Source organism: Alteromonas alvinellae (assembly GCF_902705805.1).
On the sequence record NZ_CACSIH010000048.1, the window covers coordinates 1 to 19,273 of the forward strand.

Annotated in this window: 16 protein-coding genes and 2 pseudogenes; 11 read left to right on the plus strand and 7 right to left on the minus strand. The window is 43.7% G+C overall.

Going from position 1 to position 19,273, the window contains the following annotated elements:
* Positions 1–27 precede the first annotated feature (27 nt).
* Both ACX5KA_RS03640 and ACX5KA_RS03645 read left to right on the plus strand, forming a co-directional pair.
* Positions 28–951, plus strand: a pseudogene (locus ACX5KA_RS03640) (aldehyde dehydrogenase family protein); the annotation flags it as partial.
* Positions 952–961: 10 nt separating this feature from the next.
* Positions 962–1,735 (plus strand): 2OG-Fe(II) oxygenase, encoded by a 774-nt coding sequence (locus ACX5KA_RS03645; RefSeq protein WP_458730432.1) that lies wholly within the window; start codon positions 962–964, stop codon positions 1,733–1,735.
* 168 nt (positions 1,736–1,903) lie between these two features.
* On the opposite strand, the gene ACX5KA_RS03650 is transcribed toward ACX5KA_RS03645, so the two are convergent.
* The 5 genes from ACX5KA_RS03650 to ACX5KA_RS03670 form a co-directional block, all read right to left on the minus strand.
* Positions 1,904–3,046 carry an acyl-CoA dehydrogenase family protein gene (locus ACX5KA_RS03650; RefSeq protein WP_039223395.1) on the minus strand — a complete coding sequence of 381 codons (1,143 nt, stop codon included), beginning with the start codon at positions 3,044–3,046 and terminating at the stop codon, positions 1,904–1,906.
* A gap of 97 nt (positions 3,047–3,143) precedes the next feature.
* Positions 3,144–4,145, minus strand: coding sequence for a helix-turn-helix domain-containing protein (locus ACX5KA_RS03655; RefSeq protein ID WP_458730433.1), 1,002 nt, complete (start codon positions 4,143–4,145; stop codon positions 3,144–3,146).
* A gap of 79 nt (positions 4,146–4,224) precedes the next feature.
* Entirely contained in the window at positions 4,225–5,868 is a 1,644-nt protein-coding gene (locus ACX5KA_RS03660; RefSeq protein WP_458730434.1) for an AMP-binding protein, read from the minus strand.
* 64 nt (positions 5,869–5,932) lie between these two features.
* Complete coding sequence (locus tag ACX5KA_RS03665) at positions 5,933–8,083, minus strand: 3-hydroxyacyl-CoA dehydrogenase NAD-binding domain-containing protein (protein WP_458730435.1); 2,151 nt, start codon at positions 8,081–8,083, stop codon at positions 5,933–5,935.
* A 22-nt stretch (positions 8,084–8,105) separates the two neighbouring features.
* The gene (locus ACX5KA_RS03670; RefSeq protein ID WP_458730436.1) at positions 8,106–9,314 is read right to left on the minus strand and encodes an acetyl-CoA C-acetyltransferase; all 1,209 of its coding nucleotides are present in this window, start codon (positions 9,312–9,314) and stop codon (positions 8,106–8,108) included.
* Positions 9,315–9,711: 397 nt separating this feature from the next.
* Here ACX5KA_RS03670 and ACX5KA_RS03675 point away from each other — a divergent pair, with 397 nt between their 5' ends.
* Positions 9,712–10,800 (plus strand): CaiB/BaiF CoA transferase family protein, encoded by a 1,089-nt coding sequence (locus tag ACX5KA_RS03675; protein ID WP_458730437.1) that lies wholly within the window; start codon positions 9,712–9,714, stop codon positions 10,798–10,800.
* Between the two features lie 109 nt (positions 10,801–10,909).
* Here ACX5KA_RS03675 and ACX5KA_RS03680 read toward each other — a convergent pair.
* A pseudogene (locus tag ACX5KA_RS03680) lies at positions 10,910–11,270 on the minus strand (winged helix-turn-helix transcriptional regulator).
* A gap of 136 nt (positions 11,271–11,406) precedes the next feature.
* Between ACX5KA_RS03680 and ACX5KA_RS03685 the strand changes: the two are divergent.
* The 8 genes from ACX5KA_RS03685 (at position 11,407) to ACX5KA_RS03720 (ending at position 17,981) form a co-directional block, all read left to right on the plus strand.
* Complete coding sequence (locus tag ACX5KA_RS03685) at positions 11,407–12,003, plus strand: NAD(P)H-dependent oxidoreductase (protein WP_458730438.1); 597 nt, start codon at positions 11,407–11,409, stop codon at positions 12,001–12,003.
* A gap of 9 nt (positions 12,004–12,012) precedes the next feature.
* Positions 12,013–12,555, plus strand: a complete 543-nt coding sequence (locus ACX5KA_RS03690) for a redoxin domain-containing protein (RefSeq protein WP_458730439.1) — start codon at positions 12,013–12,015, stop codon at positions 12,553–12,555.
* An 8-nt stretch (positions 12,556–12,563) separates the two neighbouring features.
* Entirely contained in the window at positions 12,564–12,938 is a 375-nt protein-coding gene (locus ACX5KA_RS03695) for a cupin domain-containing protein (protein ID WP_156086905.1), read from the plus strand.
* 218 nt (positions 12,939–13,156) lie between these two features.
* On the plus strand, positions 13,157–13,513 hold the full coding sequence (locus ACX5KA_RS03700) for a hypothetical protein (protein ID WP_039223413.1): 357 nt from the start codon (positions 13,157–13,159) through the stop codon (positions 13,511–13,513).
* Positions 13,514–13,516: 3 nt separating this feature from the next.
* Positions 13,517–15,349 carry a lipoprotein N-acyltransferase Lnb domain-containing protein gene (locus ACX5KA_RS03705; RefSeq protein ID WP_458730440.1) on the plus strand — a complete coding sequence of 611 codons (1,833 nt, stop codon included), beginning with the start codon at positions 13,517–13,519 and terminating at the stop codon, positions 15,347–15,349.
* Positions 15,350–15,473: 124 nt separating this feature from the next.
* Positions 15,474–15,830, plus strand: coding sequence for a RidA family protein (locus tag ACX5KA_RS03710; RefSeq protein WP_458730441.1), 357 nt, complete (start codon positions 15,474–15,476; stop codon positions 15,828–15,830).
* 196 nt (positions 15,831–16,026) lie between these two features.
* On the plus strand, positions 16,027–16,815 hold the full coding sequence (locus ACX5KA_RS03715) for a lipase family protein (RefSeq protein WP_458730442.1): 789 nt from the start codon (positions 16,027–16,029) through the stop codon (positions 16,813–16,815).
* A gap of 92 nt (positions 16,816–16,907) precedes the next feature.
* Positions 16,908–17,981 carry an ADP-ribosylglycohydrolase family protein gene (locus ACX5KA_RS03720; RefSeq protein ID WP_458730443.1) on the plus strand — a complete coding sequence of 358 codons (1,074 nt, stop codon included), beginning with the start codon at positions 16,908–16,910 and terminating at the stop codon, positions 17,979–17,981.
* A 110-nt stretch (positions 17,982–18,091) separates the two neighbouring features.
* Here ACX5KA_RS03720 and ACX5KA_RS03725 read toward each other — a convergent pair whose 3' ends face one another.
* Positions 18,092–19,180 (minus strand): Gfo/Idh/MocA family protein, encoded by a 1,089-nt coding sequence (locus ACX5KA_RS03725; protein ID WP_334056414.1) that lies wholly within the window; start codon positions 19,178–19,180, stop codon positions 18,092–18,094.
* Positions 19,181–19,273 lie beyond the last annotated feature (93 nt).

Genomic DNA, 19,273 nt, shown 5'->3' on the forward strand with positions numbered 1-19,273 from the left:
TAACGCAAGTCAGAGTATGATCTTGCCCTGCTTCTACCAGCACTTGTAGCAGGAAATACCGTAGTACTGAAACCCTCAGAAATCACTCCCTTGATTGCTGATATGTTCGTAAGAACACTCAATGAAGTTTTGCCTAATGGCGTGCTGTCAGTTATTCATGGCGACGGAGAAGTGGGCAAAGCACTTGTTGCCAGCAATATTAATATGGTCGCTTTTACTGGTTCAGCGGCAGCCGGAAAACATATAATGGCGAGTTCGGCCAACCAACTTCATCGACTTGTGATGGAGCTAGGTGGCAACGACCCTATGATCGTTCTTGCAGACGCTGATATCAATAAGGCTGCTCGCTTTGCCGTGGCGAGTAGTTTCGAAAATGCTGGTCAAATGTGTACATCAACGGAGCGTATCTACGTTGATGAGCGTATTCACAACACGTTTGTAGAACGCGTGGTGGAGATTGCAAAGCAATATACCGTTGGGCCGTGGGACCAACCCAGAGTAAATATTGGCCCCATCGTTAATAAAAAGCAGCACCAGCAGATAATTCATCATTTAAAAGACGCGAAAGAAAAAGGCGCGCGTTTTTTACTGGGCAGCGATGATTACCTCCCCCCTTATATTCAACCCACCGTTATCGACGGTGTAACAGATGAGATGTTGATGGCAAAAGAAGAAACGTTTGGCCCGGTCGTCGCTATTGATAGTTTTAGCAATATCGATGAAGCCATCATGCGTGCGAACAACGTTCCCCTTGGTCTTGGTGCAGTCGTTTTTGGCGAGAGTAACGCTGCCTACGTAGCAGAAAATATGGAAGCTGGCATGGTGGGTATTAACGGTGGCCCAGGCGCAGGTGATGGTCCATGGGTGGGCGCGAAAGAAAGCGGCTTTGGTTATCACGGTTCACTTGAAGGGCATCGCCAGTTTACACAAGTACAAGTAATTAGTGCATGAGGGAAGTATCATGAAAGACAACTTTTTCGTTATAGCGCGTGAACCTGGCGCACAAAACCCAGCTATTCCTACATGGGCTGCCCATACAGATAACGCCTTTGCGCTTGATAGTTCATCAGCGCAAACTCAGCAACAAACGGTTCGCCGTGAAATAAGTGAAGTGCCCGGCGCCTACCAACTTCTAAATGTTTTTAGTGAACAAGAGTGTAGAAAACTACTGAAAACGTCGGAAGAGCTTGGCTACTTAAAAGATGCGGCAGTGTCACTACCCCGTGAAATTCGGCATAACGACAATGTAACTATCGTTGTAGATGATGCTACGGAGCGCTTGATATGGCAACGCATTGAGGCATTGACTCAGCAAAACCTTACCATATTCGACGGTAAGAAACCGCTGGGTATTAATACTCGCTTTCGGTTTTACCGATATCAAGAGGGTGATTATTTCAAATATCATATTGATGGGGACTGGCCTGGCTCTAAAGTGGAAGGAGACACGTTAATTCATAACGCCTATTCGGACAGGTATAGCAAAATGACGTTTCTTATTTTGCTTAACGACGATTTTGAAGGAGGAGAAACACAGTTTTTGGTTAATGCTGACCAGCCGGGAAAACCAGCGAAACGAGGCGACAGGCAAGCACAAGTAAATGTGCGAACGCCTGCTGGCGGTGTGCTCTTATTTCCACATGGACATCATTCATTGCACTGTTTACACAGTTCAACACCAATAACGAAGGGCGTTAAATACATTATTCGCACAGATATGCTGTTTGAAATCTGACGGTAACTTAGAGCGTAGACGAACAGGGTATACTTGGCATCATGAGTAACACGATGCCTCGGCTTCCTTAACGCTAACGGCTTGAGGGCCAACCGCATACAGCATAAGCCGTCTATAGCGGTTGTTTCCGTCAAGCCGACGGTAAAGGCTGATTAGCGTATTAGGTAGCTATTTTAGCAGCTGCCTAGCAACGATAAGTTTCATAATTTCACTTGTACCGCCATAAATTCGCATAACGCGTGCGTCTGCGTATGCCCTTGCGACGGGGTACTCCAGCATGTAACCGTATCCACCGTAAAGTTGTAGGCACTTATCAACCACTTTTCCGAGTAGTTCAGTCACCAATAATTTAGCTTTTGATGCAAGTTCTGTAGTGAGGTCTTTCGTCAAATGTAATTCAATACAGCGGTCTGTAAAAGCGCGGGCAGCATCAATTTCAGTGTCCAAATCTGCTAAAACGAACTGGGTGTTTTGGAATGCCCCTATATTCTGACCAAACGCTTTTCGCTCTTTAACATATTCAACGGTTTGCGCTAAAACAGATTCACACATTGCCATACAATGCACCGCGATTGTTAAGCGCTCCTGTGGTAACTCTGCCATTAATTGCGCGAAGCCACTTCCCTCTGGTCCAAGCAAATTAGACTGAGGCACTCTCACATCATTGAAAAATAACTCCGAAGTATCCTGAGACTTCATGCCAATTTTCGCTAAATTTGAACCTCGCTCAAAGCCGGGTGTATTCGCTTCAACGAGTATTAAACTTAAACCTTTTGCGCCAGCGGTTGGGTCGGTTACTGCGACAACAATAACTAAGTCAGCTAATTGACCGTTCGTAATAAACGTTTTACTTCCGTTGATAACGAAGTCATCCCCCTCTTTTTTTGCTGTAGTTTTGATTCCTTGCAAATCAGACCCTGTTCCTGGTTCTGTCATAGCGATTGCCGTCACTATTTCGCCGGAAACACACGCGGGAAGGTATTTTTGTTTTTGCTCTTCAGTGCCTAATCTCGATAGATAAGGAACGACAATGTCAGAGTGTAATGGGAAACCTATTCCGTTTAGTCCAAGTCTGCCGATTTCTTCTGTGAGGATAACGTTGTATAGAAAGTCTAGACCCAGCCCGCCATACTCCTCTGAAACGAGCGGTGCTAAGTAGCCCTGCTCGCCCGCCGCTTTCCAAATTGATTTATCAACCTGTCCAATCTTTTCCCATTTTTCGTAATGTGGAACGGCTTCAGTTTGTAAGAATTTTCGAAAACTATCACGCAGCATCTCGTGCTCAGAACTAAATAAGGTTCTCGGTAACATGGTCCTACTCCAACGTTCAATGTAAGTTTCACAACATGTTAACAACCTAGTTAGTCCTTACCGATGACCGAAAGCGCCAGGGAATAGACCAAAACGATCATTGACGTTCTCGCCATTCCCCAGGAGTGAGACCAGTCCATTTTTTAAAGGCCCGTATAAAGGCACTGGGTTCTGAAAAACCGACCAGATAAGCGATATTTTTAATGGAGGTGTCTTTTTGTGTAAGGTGATAGGTTGCAATATCTTTCCTTACGCTTTCTTTTAATGCTGCAAAACTTGTATTCTCTTGGGCAAGATAGCGACGAACAGTCTGCGGGCTTTTATTCAGATCATCAGCCACCTTTTTGAGTGGTAAATTTTCTAAATTATCGCACTCTCTCAACATGCGTTTAATTTGCGCCGTAATGCTGGCGTCAGACATGCGATTAATGAGTAAGTTAGAAAGGGAATTTATAAACTGAGTAACACTTTCTTCTTTTTGAGTAACAGGTAATTCTAGGTCGCTTCGATAAATACTTAATTCCGTCTGCGGCCTTTCGTAATAGTGACGACAGGGAAAAGCAGAGTCTAAATCGTGTGAGTAAGTCGACTTTTTACCACTGAAATTCAGGCGATTAAGCGATATTCGATGATTTGTTACCCAAGACGACCATCTAAACACAAACAACATAAGCGTTATATAAACCAGCATGTCTGCATCCGACTCTTCTCGCTTTATGTTAATAACAATATTCGCTTCTTCACCGCTCTCAACCAGTTTTACATCTAAATCATCATGCAACAGCATTAGATATTTAAATAGTCTGAAATACGCATCTCGCAGTGTTTTACCTCGTAAGGCATACAGCACACCTATCTTCACGCCACCTAGTTTTGTGGGCCGTTCAAAAAAGCCTATGGTTTCATCGTTGAGTTTGATTGCTGCCAGTCGAACCAGTTTTCCCAACTTTTCTGACGGCAACCTAAAACTGGCTTCTTCAAAATCTTCCGCGTCATAACCCAACTCGGTAAATAACGCTTTAATCGAGAGCCCATGTTTTTCATAGCCTGCAAACAGGTGTTGTAAGGCTGCTTTTTGTAACGATTGCTTTTTCTTCATTGGCTTAAAGTTAGAACACTATCATACATTGATCCCATCAATACCGTATCGAGTACATGTAATACAAGGGATTTCGATATTAAACAAAGACAACCTCTTCCTTGTTTTCACAACATTTTAGGGCGTCTGGCTTGAAGCAGCTTTCAATGGTTTTTCGATGGTATTTCAAGGTTGGGGTCAACATACCGTTATCAATTGTCCACGCAACCCGAGTAATTAAAATATGCGAAATACGCTCGTAAGGGGCAAGCGTAGTGTTTATTTGCGACAAATAATGCTTCAGCTTATCGCGCAACTCACTGTTTGTTAATAAACAAGCTGACTCAGAGCGTGTCGCTAACAAAATGGGTTGATTGAGCCCCTGCCCAACAACGATAAATTGCTCTATTTCCGGTACACCGCTAAAGCATTTTTCTAACGGTACCGGATGAATAAATTTTCCTTTAGCTGTTTTGAATTCATCTCCTTTACGCCCGGTAACCACTAGGTTGCCATTCTCGTCATAAGTACCGCAATCGCCCGTGTGAAACCACCCATCTTTAAGCACGCTCAGTGTTTTCTCCTCAGCCCTATAATAGCCAAGCATCATGCCTTCAGAGCGCATCAGAATTTCGTTTTCATCGGAAAGCTTTACCTCTACAACATCACCAAGGGGCTTTCCTACTGTTCCCGATGCGGGTATATCCTCAAAGCACCCCGTCCCTGTCGCAAAGGTCTCGGTCATTCCGTAAACTTCTCTTACTTTGATTCCCATATTTAAGTACCACTGGTGTACTTTTGGTTGCAGCGGCGCTGAACTGCTCAAGATCATATCAGCTCTAGAGAGACCCAACATATATCGTATTTTATGCTTATCCTCTTCACTCAATGCAGCCTTTGCCTCAGGGGGAATTTTGCTATCTACCGACATTTTAAACTTGTCCCACAGCCGTGGAACCGCAAAGAAAAATGTAGGCTGCACGCTTACGATTTCGTCACTAAAAGCGTCGAGACCTGCAGAAAATGAAATACAAGCATTACTATATAGGCCCGTAAATTCAACAAGGGCACGCTCTGCCATATGAGCCAGTGGCAAAAAAGAGAAAAGTGAGGCTCTATACCCTTCTTCTCGTGAAATTTTGAACTCTCTGGCGATAGAGGGCGTCACCTTTGCCGGCGCAGAATACAAGTGTATAACGCCTTTTGGGGTACTCGTTGTGCCGGATGAGTATACTATTGTCATTAGACTATCAAGCTCTGCTTTTGGGTTGCTTAACACAAGACCAAACGTCTGCTGAATTTGCGCTAAATTGTGGTCTACCGCTATAGAACAGCCGTGCATGCCCACTAGGGTAACGTTTGCAGTATTCCATTCCGCTAACTTTTGCTCTTGCCCACACTCACCAACAAACATTAGCGACACATCACATTCTTTTAGTACATGATTAGCGGCCTTAACTGATTGATTGGGGAATAAGGGCACGCAGATGTGCCCACTTAGCATGATAGCCAAATCTACCATGATCCAATCAGCTGAATTTGCTGACCAAAGCGCTATTTTGCTCTGAGGAGGAAGGTTACGAGAATGGATAAAGCTAGCTATTTTTCTAACTCTCTCTCCTACTTCTGCCCATGAATACTCCTTCCACTGCCCATTGCCTAATGACTGCCGCAGAAATATGTCAGTAGGTGTTTTTTCTTCCCAATAATAGAAATAGTCTAACGGTGTTTTTAACTGGCTCATGCTACACGCCCCTTCAGTCTGAAAATGTAAAGCGATGTTGTCCGAAGAAATAGGTGAAGTATTTCTAAAGAAATAATTCACCTGCTGCTACTTTCTTTCTTACAATGGCGGGGACTTTAAATCGCTCACCATATTTTTCAGCAAGCTCTTCACACCTTGCTTGGAACCGCTCAAGCCCATAGCTATTAACAAATTGTATGTATCCGCCTGTCCAAATGGGCGCACCTATCCCAAAGATACTGCCGATATTGGCATCAGCAACTGATTTCAACACCCCCTGCTCCAAACACAGCAAGCTTTCTATTACGTTTATAAACAGCAGCCTGTCTTTGATGTCACGATCAGAAATGTCGACGGTTGGGTCGTAATACATATCAAGTAATTGAGGCCAAATTGCCTTGTCATCATCAACATAATTAAAATACCCGCCCTCACCGTGATAGCGACCACCGCGATTGTGTTCCTTCACAAGTTTTTCGATGAGTTTGTTCCCTTCAGGCCAGCGATCATCCTCTGCCTTTATCAAGCCGGCGGCTACTTGCGTTTCTCGTACTTTGATACCAATCGTTAAGCTTACTTCGTCATTTACCGTTAGTGGGCCTACGGGCATCCCAATAGCTTTTCCTAAGTTATCAACTCTGACTGGATGAATACCCTCACTGACCATAGTTGCCGCCTCTTGTAATTGCGAGGCAAAGGTTCTGGAAGTAAAAAAGCCAACACTGTCGTTAACGACGATGGGGGTTTTCTTTATCTGCTGGACGAAATCGAATGCTTTTGCGAGGGTAGCGTCACTCGTTTTTTCGCCACAAATTATTTCCACCAGCGGCATTTTGTCGACGGGAGAGAAGAAATGCAGCCCAATGAAATTTTCAGGCTTGTGACTAGGTTCAGCCAGTTGAGTGATAGGAAGTGTTGAGGTATTAGAAGCCCAAATTCCATCTTCGGTTAGAAATTGCTCTGAGCCTGTAAGCACCTTGTGCTTCAGCGACATGTCTTCGAAAACAGCCTCTACAACAAGTTCACAGCCTTTCAAGGCTTCATCATTATCAGTAGCAATGATAAGTGAGAGAGCTTGCTCTTTATCTTGCTCAGTTGCTCGGCCTCTTGCTATTTTCTTGTCATAAACTTTGGCCGTATAAGCTTTACCTTTCTCAGCTGCGTCAATAGACACGTCCTTTAACACGACCTCAATACCTAAACCTGCCGCTACTGCAGCAATGCCTTGCCCCATCATGCCAGCACCAATTACCCCAATCTTTTTGAATGTGAACTTTGTTTTCACGTCAGGGCGGCTTCCACCACCATTAATCTGATTCAATTGGAAGAAAAAAGCTGACATCATATTCTTTGCTTCAGGAGTAACTGGCAAAGAGGCAAATTTTCTGGACTCTATTCTAAGTGCCGTATCAAAATTAACGGTAACCGCTTGTACTGCTGTGTCTAAAATCGCTTCTGGCGCGGGTAACAAGCCCCTGGTTTTCTTAAGAAGCATATGCGGCGCCATTGCTACAGTTTGCGCTATGGATGGCCTGTTAATATTTCCGCCGGGTATTTTAAAGCCTTTTTTATCCCAAGGCTGAATAGCGACCTCACCGTTACCTTTGTTGTTAACAAGCCAGGCTTTGCAATGTGAAATAAGCTCATCTTTGCTCTGTACAGTGGCATCAATTAACCCAGTTTTCAAAGCTTGCTGCGGCCTGACTTTTTTACCTTCAAGAAGCATTGGAAGCGCTGCCTCTAACCCAATTAGGTTTGTAAGCCTAACAACGCCTCCCGCTCCAGGTAATAGTCCCAACGACACTTCAGGTAATCCTATTTCAATGCGGGGGTTATCTACACAAACGCGATAATTACTCGCTAAGCACAGCTCATAGCCACCACCTAATGCTGCACCGTTTATCGCAGCGACTACGGGAACCGGTAACTTCTCTAATCGACGGAACAACGACTTATTCGCCTCCACCGTATCGAAAATTTTGCGCTCATCTCCTGGCTCCATTGCCATAAGCATATTGAGATCACCACCAGCAAAAAACGTATCTTTAGCTGAAGTGAACACGACACCTGAAAGATCTGTTTCTTTTTCCAAAGTGTCTAGTGCTTCCGACATTTCGCGATAAAACTCGTCATTAATTGCGTTTACCGGTCCATTCATGTCCATGGTAATGACTACAATGCCGTTATCGTCTTTTTGGTATTTAAAAGTATTCATGCTTTCCTCCATTATCCTTCGGTTACAGTCTTTCGATAATGGTGGAACTGCCCATGCCACCACCTACACAAAGTGAAATCATTGCGCGTTTTAACTCACGGCGTTCCAACTCATCTAACACCGTACTGACGAGCATTCCGCCGGTCGCACCTAACGGATGTCCCATGGCAATTGCACCACCGTTAACGTTGGTCACCTCCTCACTAATACCTAATTCACGCATATACCTAAGCGCCACAGAAGCAAAAGCTTCGTTAATTTCCCAGAGGTCGATATCTTCTTTGCGAAGCCCCGCAATTTTTAAGCATTTTTCGGCAGCAGGCGCGGGCCCGATTAGCATAATAGAAGGCTCGGTAGACGTAACCGCACCTGCAACAATTCTTGCACGAGGGTATAACCCCAAATCTTTTCCTGCTTGCTCACTACCAATAAGCACGGCACTGGCACCATCAACAATCCCAGAAGAATTCCCGGGAGTATGAACATGATTAATTCGCTCCACATGCGGATACTTCGACAATAGTGTGGCGTCCATTCCCATTTCGCCCATTTTTTTAAAGGACGGTTTTAAACTGGCGAGCCCTTCTAACGTGGCATTCCCCCTAATGAAATCGTCTTTAGCTAATATCATTAAGCCGTTTGCATCTCGCACAGGTACAACTGAGCTATCGAAATATCCATTATCTCGGGCATAAGCTGCGCGTTTTTGTGAAAGAAGCGCATAATTATCTACATCATTTCGAGTCCAGCCGCCCAAGGTTGCAATTAAGTCAGCGCCAATACCTTGGGGTGGTGTTTTTTGCGTCATTACAAACTCGGGGTCAAACATCATCGAAGCCCCCGCGGCTCCCATGGGGACCCTAGACATAGACTCCACACCACCAGCTACAATTAGCTGATTCCAACCCGACATAATATTTTGAGCAGCGGAATTGACCGCTTCTAAGCCTGAAGCGCAAAACCTGTCCATTTGTACGCCTGCCACACTCTCATCCCACCCAGCATACTGCACAATTGACTTGGCAATATCGCCACCTTGCTCTTTGATGGGACCAGTACAACCCAGCATTACGTCGTCGACGTAGGACGTATCTAGGTCGTAGCGTTTTTGCAATTCACGTAATAAACCCGCACCCAGCTCTATAGATTTCACTTCATGAAGCGAACCATCAGACTTTCCCTTACTGCGTGGTGTTCTCACCGCATCAAAAATATAAGCTTGTGTTGCCATAACACCATTCCCCTTTGCTGTATCAGCAACGCCACAGTACATGGTGAAACCTTTACTATTTCACTGAGACCACGGCCTTGTTAAAAAAATGTTGCTTAAAACTATAGAGAGAATGGACGAAAAAACGATGACTAAAGGCACCACATAAATTGACTAAAAGTGACAAATAAGTCGATTGCGAGCACGACACGGAAGATATCGCAGCAGCATGTTGTATTTTGTCAATAATGCTGAGCTTTCTGGTCATTAATAATTGCGCTGTAAAAACATAGATTGTTATACCAAAGTAAATTTTGGCCACAAATTACAGATTGGCAACGGTAAATAAAGTGCAGTGCTGTTATATAAACAACAACCGAATGAATGTGACCAAAAGCTTCAGAGAAGGCGATAAAACATGTTAGATGGCTTAAAAGTTATAGAAATCGAAGGCATTGGTCCGGGACCTTTTGCGGCAATGATGCTTGCAGACCTAGGGGCGAATGTAACAGTGGTTCACCGGGAAGACGTTCCCATAGAGGGGATGACTGAAAAAAGCCTACTCGATAGAGGAAAGAAGTCTGTCTTATTGAACTTAAAGACAGACGAAGGCAAAGCGTGTGTTCGCGAACTAATTAAAACCGCTGATGTACTTATTGAGGGGTTGCGGCCTGGTGCTATGGAAAAACTTGGCCTTGGACCCGTCGATCTTCATGAAATTAACCCTGCGTTAATTTACGGAAGAGTGACCGGCTGGGGACAAAGCGGGCCTCGTGCCCAGCAAGCGGGCCATGATTTAAACTACATTGCATTGTCAGGAGCGCTTTGGTATGCATCGCCCCCCAAGCAAGCCCCGTTCACACCGCCCACTCTAGTAGGAGACATTGCAGGCGGGGCGCTTTATCTTGTCACAGGAGTGCTATCAACTCTTTACAGAGTAGGAAAATCAGGCAAAGGCGCTGTTGTTGATGCTGCTATCGTAGACGGCTCAGCCCATATGATGAACCTAATTATGTACATGAAAGGCCTTGGCGTATTCTCTGATACACGCGGGCACAGTATGTTAGATGGCCCACATTGGAGCCGCTGCTACCAGTGCGCTGATGGTCAATGGATGTCTGTTCAATGCCTTGAGCCACAATTTTACAGGACTTTTTTAATGAAATTAGGGTTGGAACAAGACCCTGAATTCTGTAAGCAAAAAGATCCTACCCTTTGGAAAAAGCTGGGCGAAAAGCTGGAGATATTATTTGCTGAACACGCTCAACAGCATTGGATACAGCTCTTTGAAAATAGTGACGCTTGCGTTTCTCCCGTACTTAGCCCAGAACATTCGCAGCAAGACCCGCATATGAAAGCAAGAAACATATGGTCTACCTCTGAAGGTTTTATGCAGGCAGCGCCCGCACCACGATTTGTCGGTAGCCCTAGCGCTCATAAGCAAAGCGCGCGAATACCAAGGCGAGGTCAGCATACCGATGAAATATTGAAGGGATTAGAAAAGTAAGAGACACGAGGCTGCAACCTACAGTAGATAGGTTGATTACGCAATAAAGCGGGTCAGTGGGCTTTACGCAAAGCTCATAACAGACCCGATTAGACTTATATTGGCCATTTCATGTTTGAACATCATTATTTTCTGACCATATTCTTAGCTTTTCTAAAATATGTAGTGCCGTTCTGCCAAACTCAGTTAGCTCATAAGTAACAGCGATCGGCCTTTCGCTAACTACCTTTCGCAAAACGATTCCTTCGTTTTCCAGTTCTTTAAGCCTTTGATCGACAATTTTTTTACTGGCACCGCCAAGCATCCTTGCTAGATCATTAAATCTAACAGGCTCATCTTTGAGGTGATAGATAATTGAAGCTTTCCATTTTCCACCAATCAAACGCATTCCACTTTCGATAGCGCAAGGCTTATCAATAATGCTGTTAATTTTTTCTCTTTTTACCATTTGTTTTTACTAAGTTTTCCAAAATTTAACTCATATCCCACATAGGTTACCAAAATACTACTGGTTGATTATTGTATTCAGGTTACTAAAATATACCACATATGATTGAGCGAGAAAACATATCGCTATTTCAGACATAACCAATTAGGAGTATTTGAATGAGCAACACAAGTAAAAACAATGTACTAATTATCAATGCACACCAGTATTACCCTTTCTCGGAAGGCAAGCTAAACGCATCTTTCGTCGATAAAGCAGTAACGCTGCTTGAAGCTAAAGGCTACAACACTCGGGTAGTGACAATGGCCGAAGAACACAACGTTGAAGAACAGTTGGCCCATCATCAGTGGGCTGACATTGTCCTTCTACAGGCACCAATTAACTGGATGGGTGTGCCATGGTCATTCAAGAAGTATATGGATGAAATCTACACTGCAGGTATGGGTGGCGCCTTATGTGCCGGCGATGGTCGCGTTGAAGAAGCGCCGAAGAAAAACTACGGCACAGGCGGTACCCTTACCGACGTTAAATATATGATGTCTTTAACCTTCAATGCTCCAGAAGAGTCATTTAACGACAGCGAAGAGTTTTTCGAAGGTAAATCTGTAGACGATTTACTGTTTCCAATGCATATGAACTTCAAGTTCTTTGGCATGAAGCCAATGGAAACTTTCGCTAGTTTTGACGTGATGAAAAACGCCGATGTAGAAAACGATTTCAAACGTTTTGAAGCCCATATCAACAAGCATTTTTAAGGATTTATCATGAGTACTGAATACACCAATAAGTTACATGCAGGTTCTGCTTTTCCAGATATTTCAGCAAAGCTGTTAAATGGCGACACTAAAAAGTTAGCGACACCTGAGAACGGTCTTGATTGGAAAATGATAGTGGTTTACCGAGGGCAACATTGCCCACTTTGCACTCGATACCTCAATCAACTTGAGAGTGTTAGAGGTTATCTTGCCGAAACTGGCGTAGACCTTATTGCAGTGTCTGGCGACAGTAAAGCGCAGCTTGAAAGTCACCTTCCTAGGTTGGACATTAACTTTCCAATTGCGTACGGCTTAACGGTGGAGCAGATGGAAGAATTAGGCGTATATATCTCTGATCCAAGGTCTCCTCAGGAAACTGATCACCCGTTTTCTGAGCCAGCGCTGTTTGTTGTGAACAATGAAGGTAATGTGCACGTCGCTGATATTTCTAACAACCCATTTGTTAGACCTGAGTTAGAGACATTAGTAAGTGGTTTGGGCTGGATTCGTAATCCTGATAACAACTACCCTATTCGCGGTATGCATAAATAGGAGCTTCTATGAAAAAAGTGGCTAATTTCGTAGCAGCCCTTTTGGCAACGGGTGCTATGTTATCTGGGTGTGCTATGGCGAACGATGACAATACAGGACACGCTCATATTGTATCGCCAAAGCACTACACTCTTCTTTTAGAAAACGAAAACGTGCTCGTTTTAAAAATGACGCTTCAGCCCGGCGAGGAAGACACTTGGCACAAACACAATGCTGAAACCGTTTATTTTGAAGATGGCGGAAAAGCCATCATCAAAACAGCTGACAAAGCAATGACCTTGGAAATCCCTGATGGTTATGTCATGTGGCATGACGAATGGGAGCACCAAGTTAAAAATATTGGTGACTCAACGATTACTGCAATAATTGTGGAAGCTAAATAACCAAGTCTTCGATTATAGTAAGTGATAGGAACGCGTTTAAAGTTAGTGTCAGGGTTACTTGGCACTAACTTCAATATCTTGGCGCATACGCTTACTTATAATTACCCTCTACCACCGGCAGACCAATTTAGAAACAATCTTTATTTGATTTTTATAGCGCAAACATTATATTAACGCTCGTCGAAAATTCGACATTCAAAATCAGAAAGGGAAATATAATGAAAAAAATAATTGGACTAGCTGCTGCAAGCCTTATTCTTACCTCAGGTTGTGCCACCATTCTTACCGAAGAAACACACAAAATAAACGTTACAACAACTAGCGGTGAAACGACTACAGTTACTGTTGATGGCATGTCTCAAACAGTTCCTGGTGTAGTTACTGTTAAGAAAGAGAACAAAGATAAAGTGCTAGTTGCTGACGATGCAAAATGTACCGACGTTAACTTGAACAAAGAAGTCGAATCTGCGTTTTTCATCAACATTATTAGTGGCGGTGTATTCGGTTCGTCTACCGATTACGGCTCAGACAAAATGTGGAAATACCAAGATTCAGTAAGCGTACCTTGTAAATAAGATATGTTTACTCGAATTCTAAAAGGAAGCATTCTTGCTTCCTTTTTTTTGATTTTTTCAGCTAATTCCACGGCCAGTGACGTTACTCAAACTAGCTACTCAAAAGTTGATAGCGCAACGTTACAGCAAATAGCTAACGACCCGTTGTGGCACCTATTGTTACAACTAAAAAATGGGAAGCCAATTACTAACGACACCTCTATTTATATATTAAAGTCGTTCGTCAGCCCGTTGGCCGAAGCGCAAGCTACCATAGACCTTTTTCAGCGTAATACCCAAAACATTTGCAACTACCCTGCTCGTTTACGGCTGCTCAAGCGTTACATACCAGAATTCGAATCTATTCCCCCTGCCGAGCACTGCGCAGAATATCGCAAATTTGTTGAAAGTGTTCCGGCCGATAGTATCAAACTAATTTATGCCTCAGAAAATGTTACATCTGCGAGCTCTATGATGGGGCATATTATGCTTCGTCTAGATGGAACTAACGATAAAGACATTCCCGTTAAGCACGGTATTACGTTTTTTACAGACTTAGACTCTTTAAACGTCCCTCACATCATGTACGAAACATTGATGACAGGAAAAGAAGGCGTATTTAAGGTTGCTCCTTACCAAGAATTTGAGCAGTTTTATCTCTATGAAGAGCAAAGAAATATTTGGCGATACACGCTAGATTTCAACAAAGAGCAGCGTCACTTTGTACAAGACTACATATGGGAATTGGGACAGCAGAGCCCCGCTTATTTTTTTCATATATTCAACTGTGCCACCGTTACTCAGTTGTTGGTAAATATTGCTCGTCCTGCTCATCTAAATCAGGTTGCAAGCTGGCTGACCCCTCTTGATGTTGTTAAATTTGCACAAGCAAACTCTCTCGTTGCATCAACCCAATTTGTTCCTTCTAACAAATGGGAAATAACGACGTTAGAAGAAAGTATCGGGAGTAAACGCGCGTCTGCCATATCTTCGCATTTAGCTCGCGCTCAACTGGATTCATTGTCACTTTCGTTTGTTGAAACTAAATACGCACTAGCGCTTAATCAGTACTTTAGGTCAGCACAAACAATTTCAGAACAGCAATATCAAAAGAACTCCGCTGAAATTGCAGCGTTTGATGCTCAATATCAACACCTTTCTTTAGACGTGTCTGAGTTTCCTGTTCCTTCCACTCGCCAGCAAGAAGGTTATGTTGCTGCCGGCTTCACTCATCAAGACAGCCGTTCTTTTATGTCAATTCGAGCCTTTCCTGTTGCAAGAAGGCTAGCCGATGACAACAGGAGCATGATTGGTGAAACCGAGCTTGTCTTGGCCGACGTTGAGTTCAGAGTTGGCTTAGAGCAAAGCAACTTAGGTGATATCTATGTGGACAAGGCCATGCTTTATCAAATGGTGTCGCGGGTACCTGTTACACAAAATATAAGCAACTGGTCATCATCATTTAACATTGGAATAAATCGCGTGTTAACTGGCGAGCTAAAACGCAAACTCATTGTTCAATCGGAGTTTGGTTTAGGCTTTACACGTGAAGTTATGCAAGGTTTAGGGGTGTATAGCGACATCATTGTGGGTGCTGGCGCTAACAAGCACGAAGCATTTGTGTACGCCAAACCCGTTATTGGGCTATATGCATATACAAAACTGAATAGTAAGTTGGCGGTTAACTTAAGTAGGACCTACAACCAATACGGAAGTGATGAGCCAATCGATGCAGCATCGTTGAGCTTGCACCAATACGGTTTTGAAGACATCACGCTGGATTTTGAAGTAAATATACAAAAAGTTGCCGATGAATATGAATCTAGCGCATCTTTTATGTTGGGGTATCGTTTTTAATCTACTCATAGTGGGATGTATTGGGGTTACTTCATTTGGTGCAGCCTAACAATTGAAGTCCCCCAACAAACCCATTAAAGTCGCTCAACATAAACTCTTCTCACTTTCTGAAAGGCTTTAATTAATGAAGATTGAACGAATGGAAACTAAGCAGCGTATGAGTCGCATTGTGAAGCACAATGGCGTTATCTACTTATGCGGGCAAGTATGTGCAGATGCCACGCAAGATATTACTCATCAAACTCAAACCATGCTCGATAAAGTAGATAGCTTACTTGTTCAAGCGGGCAGCGATAGAAAGCATATGCTTTCAGCGACCATTTATCTTAAAACCATGGATGATTTTGCGAAAATGAATGAGGTATGGGATAACTGGGTTCCAGAAGGCTTCGCGCCAGCAAGAGCTTGCGTCACTGCCGATATGGCACGCGAGGCACTGCTTGTAGAAATCTCTGTTGTTGCTGCTGAGATTGTAGAATAAGCATAGATAGCAAGAACTGATTTTAGGCTCTATGATTGTTGGTATGCCGCCATACATAGAGCCAACCATGCTAATTTTATTCAAATATCCCTCGCCGTCATATCTCTGAAATAATTGTCCTATAGCGTATAAGGTTCTCTGAAAGTGCTGTCAAAAGCACTATGTCAAATTGCACATTGCTCCGATATGAGTTTTCATGAAAAAATTGAAACGCTATCAATACGAACGATATGCCATTCTTTGCCAACTTGCCTACCCCGATGCAGACGCACAATATCAGAAAATACTAGACCCATTTCATGAACGCCATCTTGTCGATAAGTACGGCAGAATGAGCGTAAGAATATTGTGGGTTGAGAACAAAAAAGAAGTCATCATCGTTTTTCGTGGTTCGTTGGGCTTCAAAGATTGGTTCGCTAACTTGTTTTTCATACCCTATCGATTGCGTCAGCTGAATCGAAGTTTCTTTGTTCATTGGGGGTTTGCAAGATTACTTGCGCAGCCGATGTATTCAAGTACAAAAACATCTGATGACGCGTTACCTCTTAGAGAGTTACTCGTAAAAGTACTAGAGCCACTTCACGCCCAAGGTAAACGGTTCTCGTTTATCGGTCATTCATCCGGTGGTGCGGTCGCAGTGTTAATGGCCGATTATTTCGAAAGGCGATTCCCGAAGTCAGTAAAAAGAGTGGTTACATTTGGGCAGCCAGCCGTTGGTACGCGTTCTTGGTATAAGCATTATTTATTGCACCATCGAACATATCGCATTTGCTGCGACCTAGACATAATCACCTTTATGCCGCCCTTCCCTTTTTACTTCTGGCATGTGGGTAAAATGCTATGGCTGCATGACGATAAAATTTATGAAAACACACCTACCCATAAACGCTTTTTAATGTCGCTCCAAAGTTGGTTGTTGCGCCCTATCACCTACCACTACATGCGAAAGTATATCCGCAACAAGTCGTTGTTTGACGAACACTAAAAACGATCACTTTTCGCTTCAAGTCCGTATTTTTAATTGTTTCATAAAATGTGTAACCACCTAAACGGCGTAGTTTACAGGCGAAATACAGTATGACTTCATTGACGATTGAACGGGCGAAAGCAGCACTTAAAAACGCATTTGTGGGCGACGCACTTGCTATGCCGGTGCACTGGTTTTACAACCCAGCTGATATCTACAAAACATTCCCATTAGGAATAGAACAATTTGAGGATGCGCCCCCCTTTCATCCCTCTTCAATAATGTCCCTTCACTCCACACAACAAGGTGGGCGTGCAAACAAAGCATCAGCTAGCCAAAAAGAAATTGTGGGTGAGGTCATTCTTAAAGGGAAAAGGCAGTACTGGGGTAAAGACAATGTGCATTATCATCAGGGTATGAAGGCAGGTGAAAATACGCTTAATGCTTGCTGTGCCCGTATTGTTTTGACCTGCGCGCTTAAAGGTTATGATGAAACTGAGTTTTTAAATCAATATATTAGCTTTATGCGCGCCGGTACTCCTAAACACCCAGACACCTATGCTGAGTCATACCACAGAGGTTTTTTCGCGAACCTTGAGCAAGGCTTCCCTGCGGATAAGTGTGGTGCAGTTACCCATGATACGGCTTCTATAGGGGCTTTTGTATCGGTAACACCTTTAGCGATAGTAGAAGCTGCTAGAAATACTGCGCTTAACGACATCAAACACCTATGTCGTAAGCACTTGTTTTTAACTCATCCCGACCAGTCATTAGCATCGGTATGCGATTTCTATGTTGAGCTAATATACAAATTAGCGCATCGCCAAGATGAATCACCCAAAAACATGTTAGAAGGTATTGCGAGTAAGTCTGCAGGGCTGAACTTGGCGTCCCTTACGGCAAAGAACAAAAGCGATATTGAAGTTGTTGGGCGCATGTATTCGCCGGCATGTTATATCTCAGACGCCTGGCCCGCCGTTTTGTATTTCGCATACCGCTACGCAGATAATCCGAAAAGAGCGCTTATAGCAAACACTAATGTGGGCGGTGACAACGTGCATCGCGGTTTTGTTTTAGGGGCCATACTAGGTTTAATGCACGGGACCGAGATAACCTCATGGTTTAGCGAATTAACCGACGCGAAAAAGCTAAACTCCCTAGTCGATTCACTGGACGTGGAGTGAGCCAGAAGTAGGCATCTTGTAGTTTTAAAGCTAAGCAAATACCGTACATGCTATCATATAAGCGGCCAATCACTGACGCTTGGTTTCACCCAAATTTACGTTATAAAACCTTACAACGTAACTGTTTGACCAGTTTTCGCCGCTTTGAATATGGCGTTAACAATCTTAATATCAGCAAGCCCTTCACTACCGGTTACCATTGGCTGGCGCCCAGTCAATATGGCTAAAGCGTCGTTATCCATTTGAAGCGTTTGCTGCATACCGTCAATAGGTGGCAGCGTTTTCCCGTCTGACGTTGTCCCCGTTACGCCATTGTAGCTCTGCATAGGTTTCAGCTGATACCAACCGTCTTCACAGTCAGCTTTGAAATGATTAAACCCTTTTACTACGCTAGTGCCGCAATTAGCCACTAGCCCGTCACCAAAGTCCATGGTGAATAGGGTAGTTTCATCAACTTCAGTGAATTTTTCTGGGAAACGTTGTGGTGGGTGGCTGCCAGTTACAGACAAAGGCTCTTGCCCCGTTAAAAAGCGCGCACTGTTTATCGCATAAACGCCCATGTCATAGAGTGCGCCGCCACCCATATGCTTTTTCATGCGCCAGTTGTCTGCCGCTCTACCCTGCCCGGCATAACCCGCAAAGCTCGATACTGCGGTTATATCTCCATAGGGTTTAGTTTCAAGGTATTGATGAAAAGTGCGTGTATTAGGCTCGTGCTGCATGCGATAGCCGATAGACAAAGTCACATTATTTTTATTACAGGCATCTATGATAGCTTGGCACTCCTCACTATCCATCGCCATTGGCTTTTCACACCACACGTGCTTTCCAGTATTTGCAGCCTGCACTGCAAAGTTTTTGTGCGTACCTGTGGGCGTTACAACATAGATAACGTCAATATCATCGTTATCCGCAATTTCAGCCATAGTGCGGTATGTGTATACGTTGCTATCCTTAATTCCATGCTTTCTTTGCCACTTAGGAATTTTTTCTTCGCTACCTGTGATGATGCCTCGCAATTCACAATGCTCGGTGTGCTGTAGCGCAGGTGCTAATAAATTTGTGCTGTAGTTGCCTAAGCCAAGCAAGGCTACGCCAAGTTTCTTTTTAGGTGGCTGAGCTAACAAATAAGGGCTGTGGGCAACGAGCAAGCCTGAACCCGCTATTTGAAGAAAATGACGACGAGTAATACGAGGCATTGGCCTTCTCCATAAGAAAAGTATCCATGTGTGGTTTTAGTAGTGTTTTACTTGTCTAAATAGATCACACACAAATTGCCCAATTAGATAAGA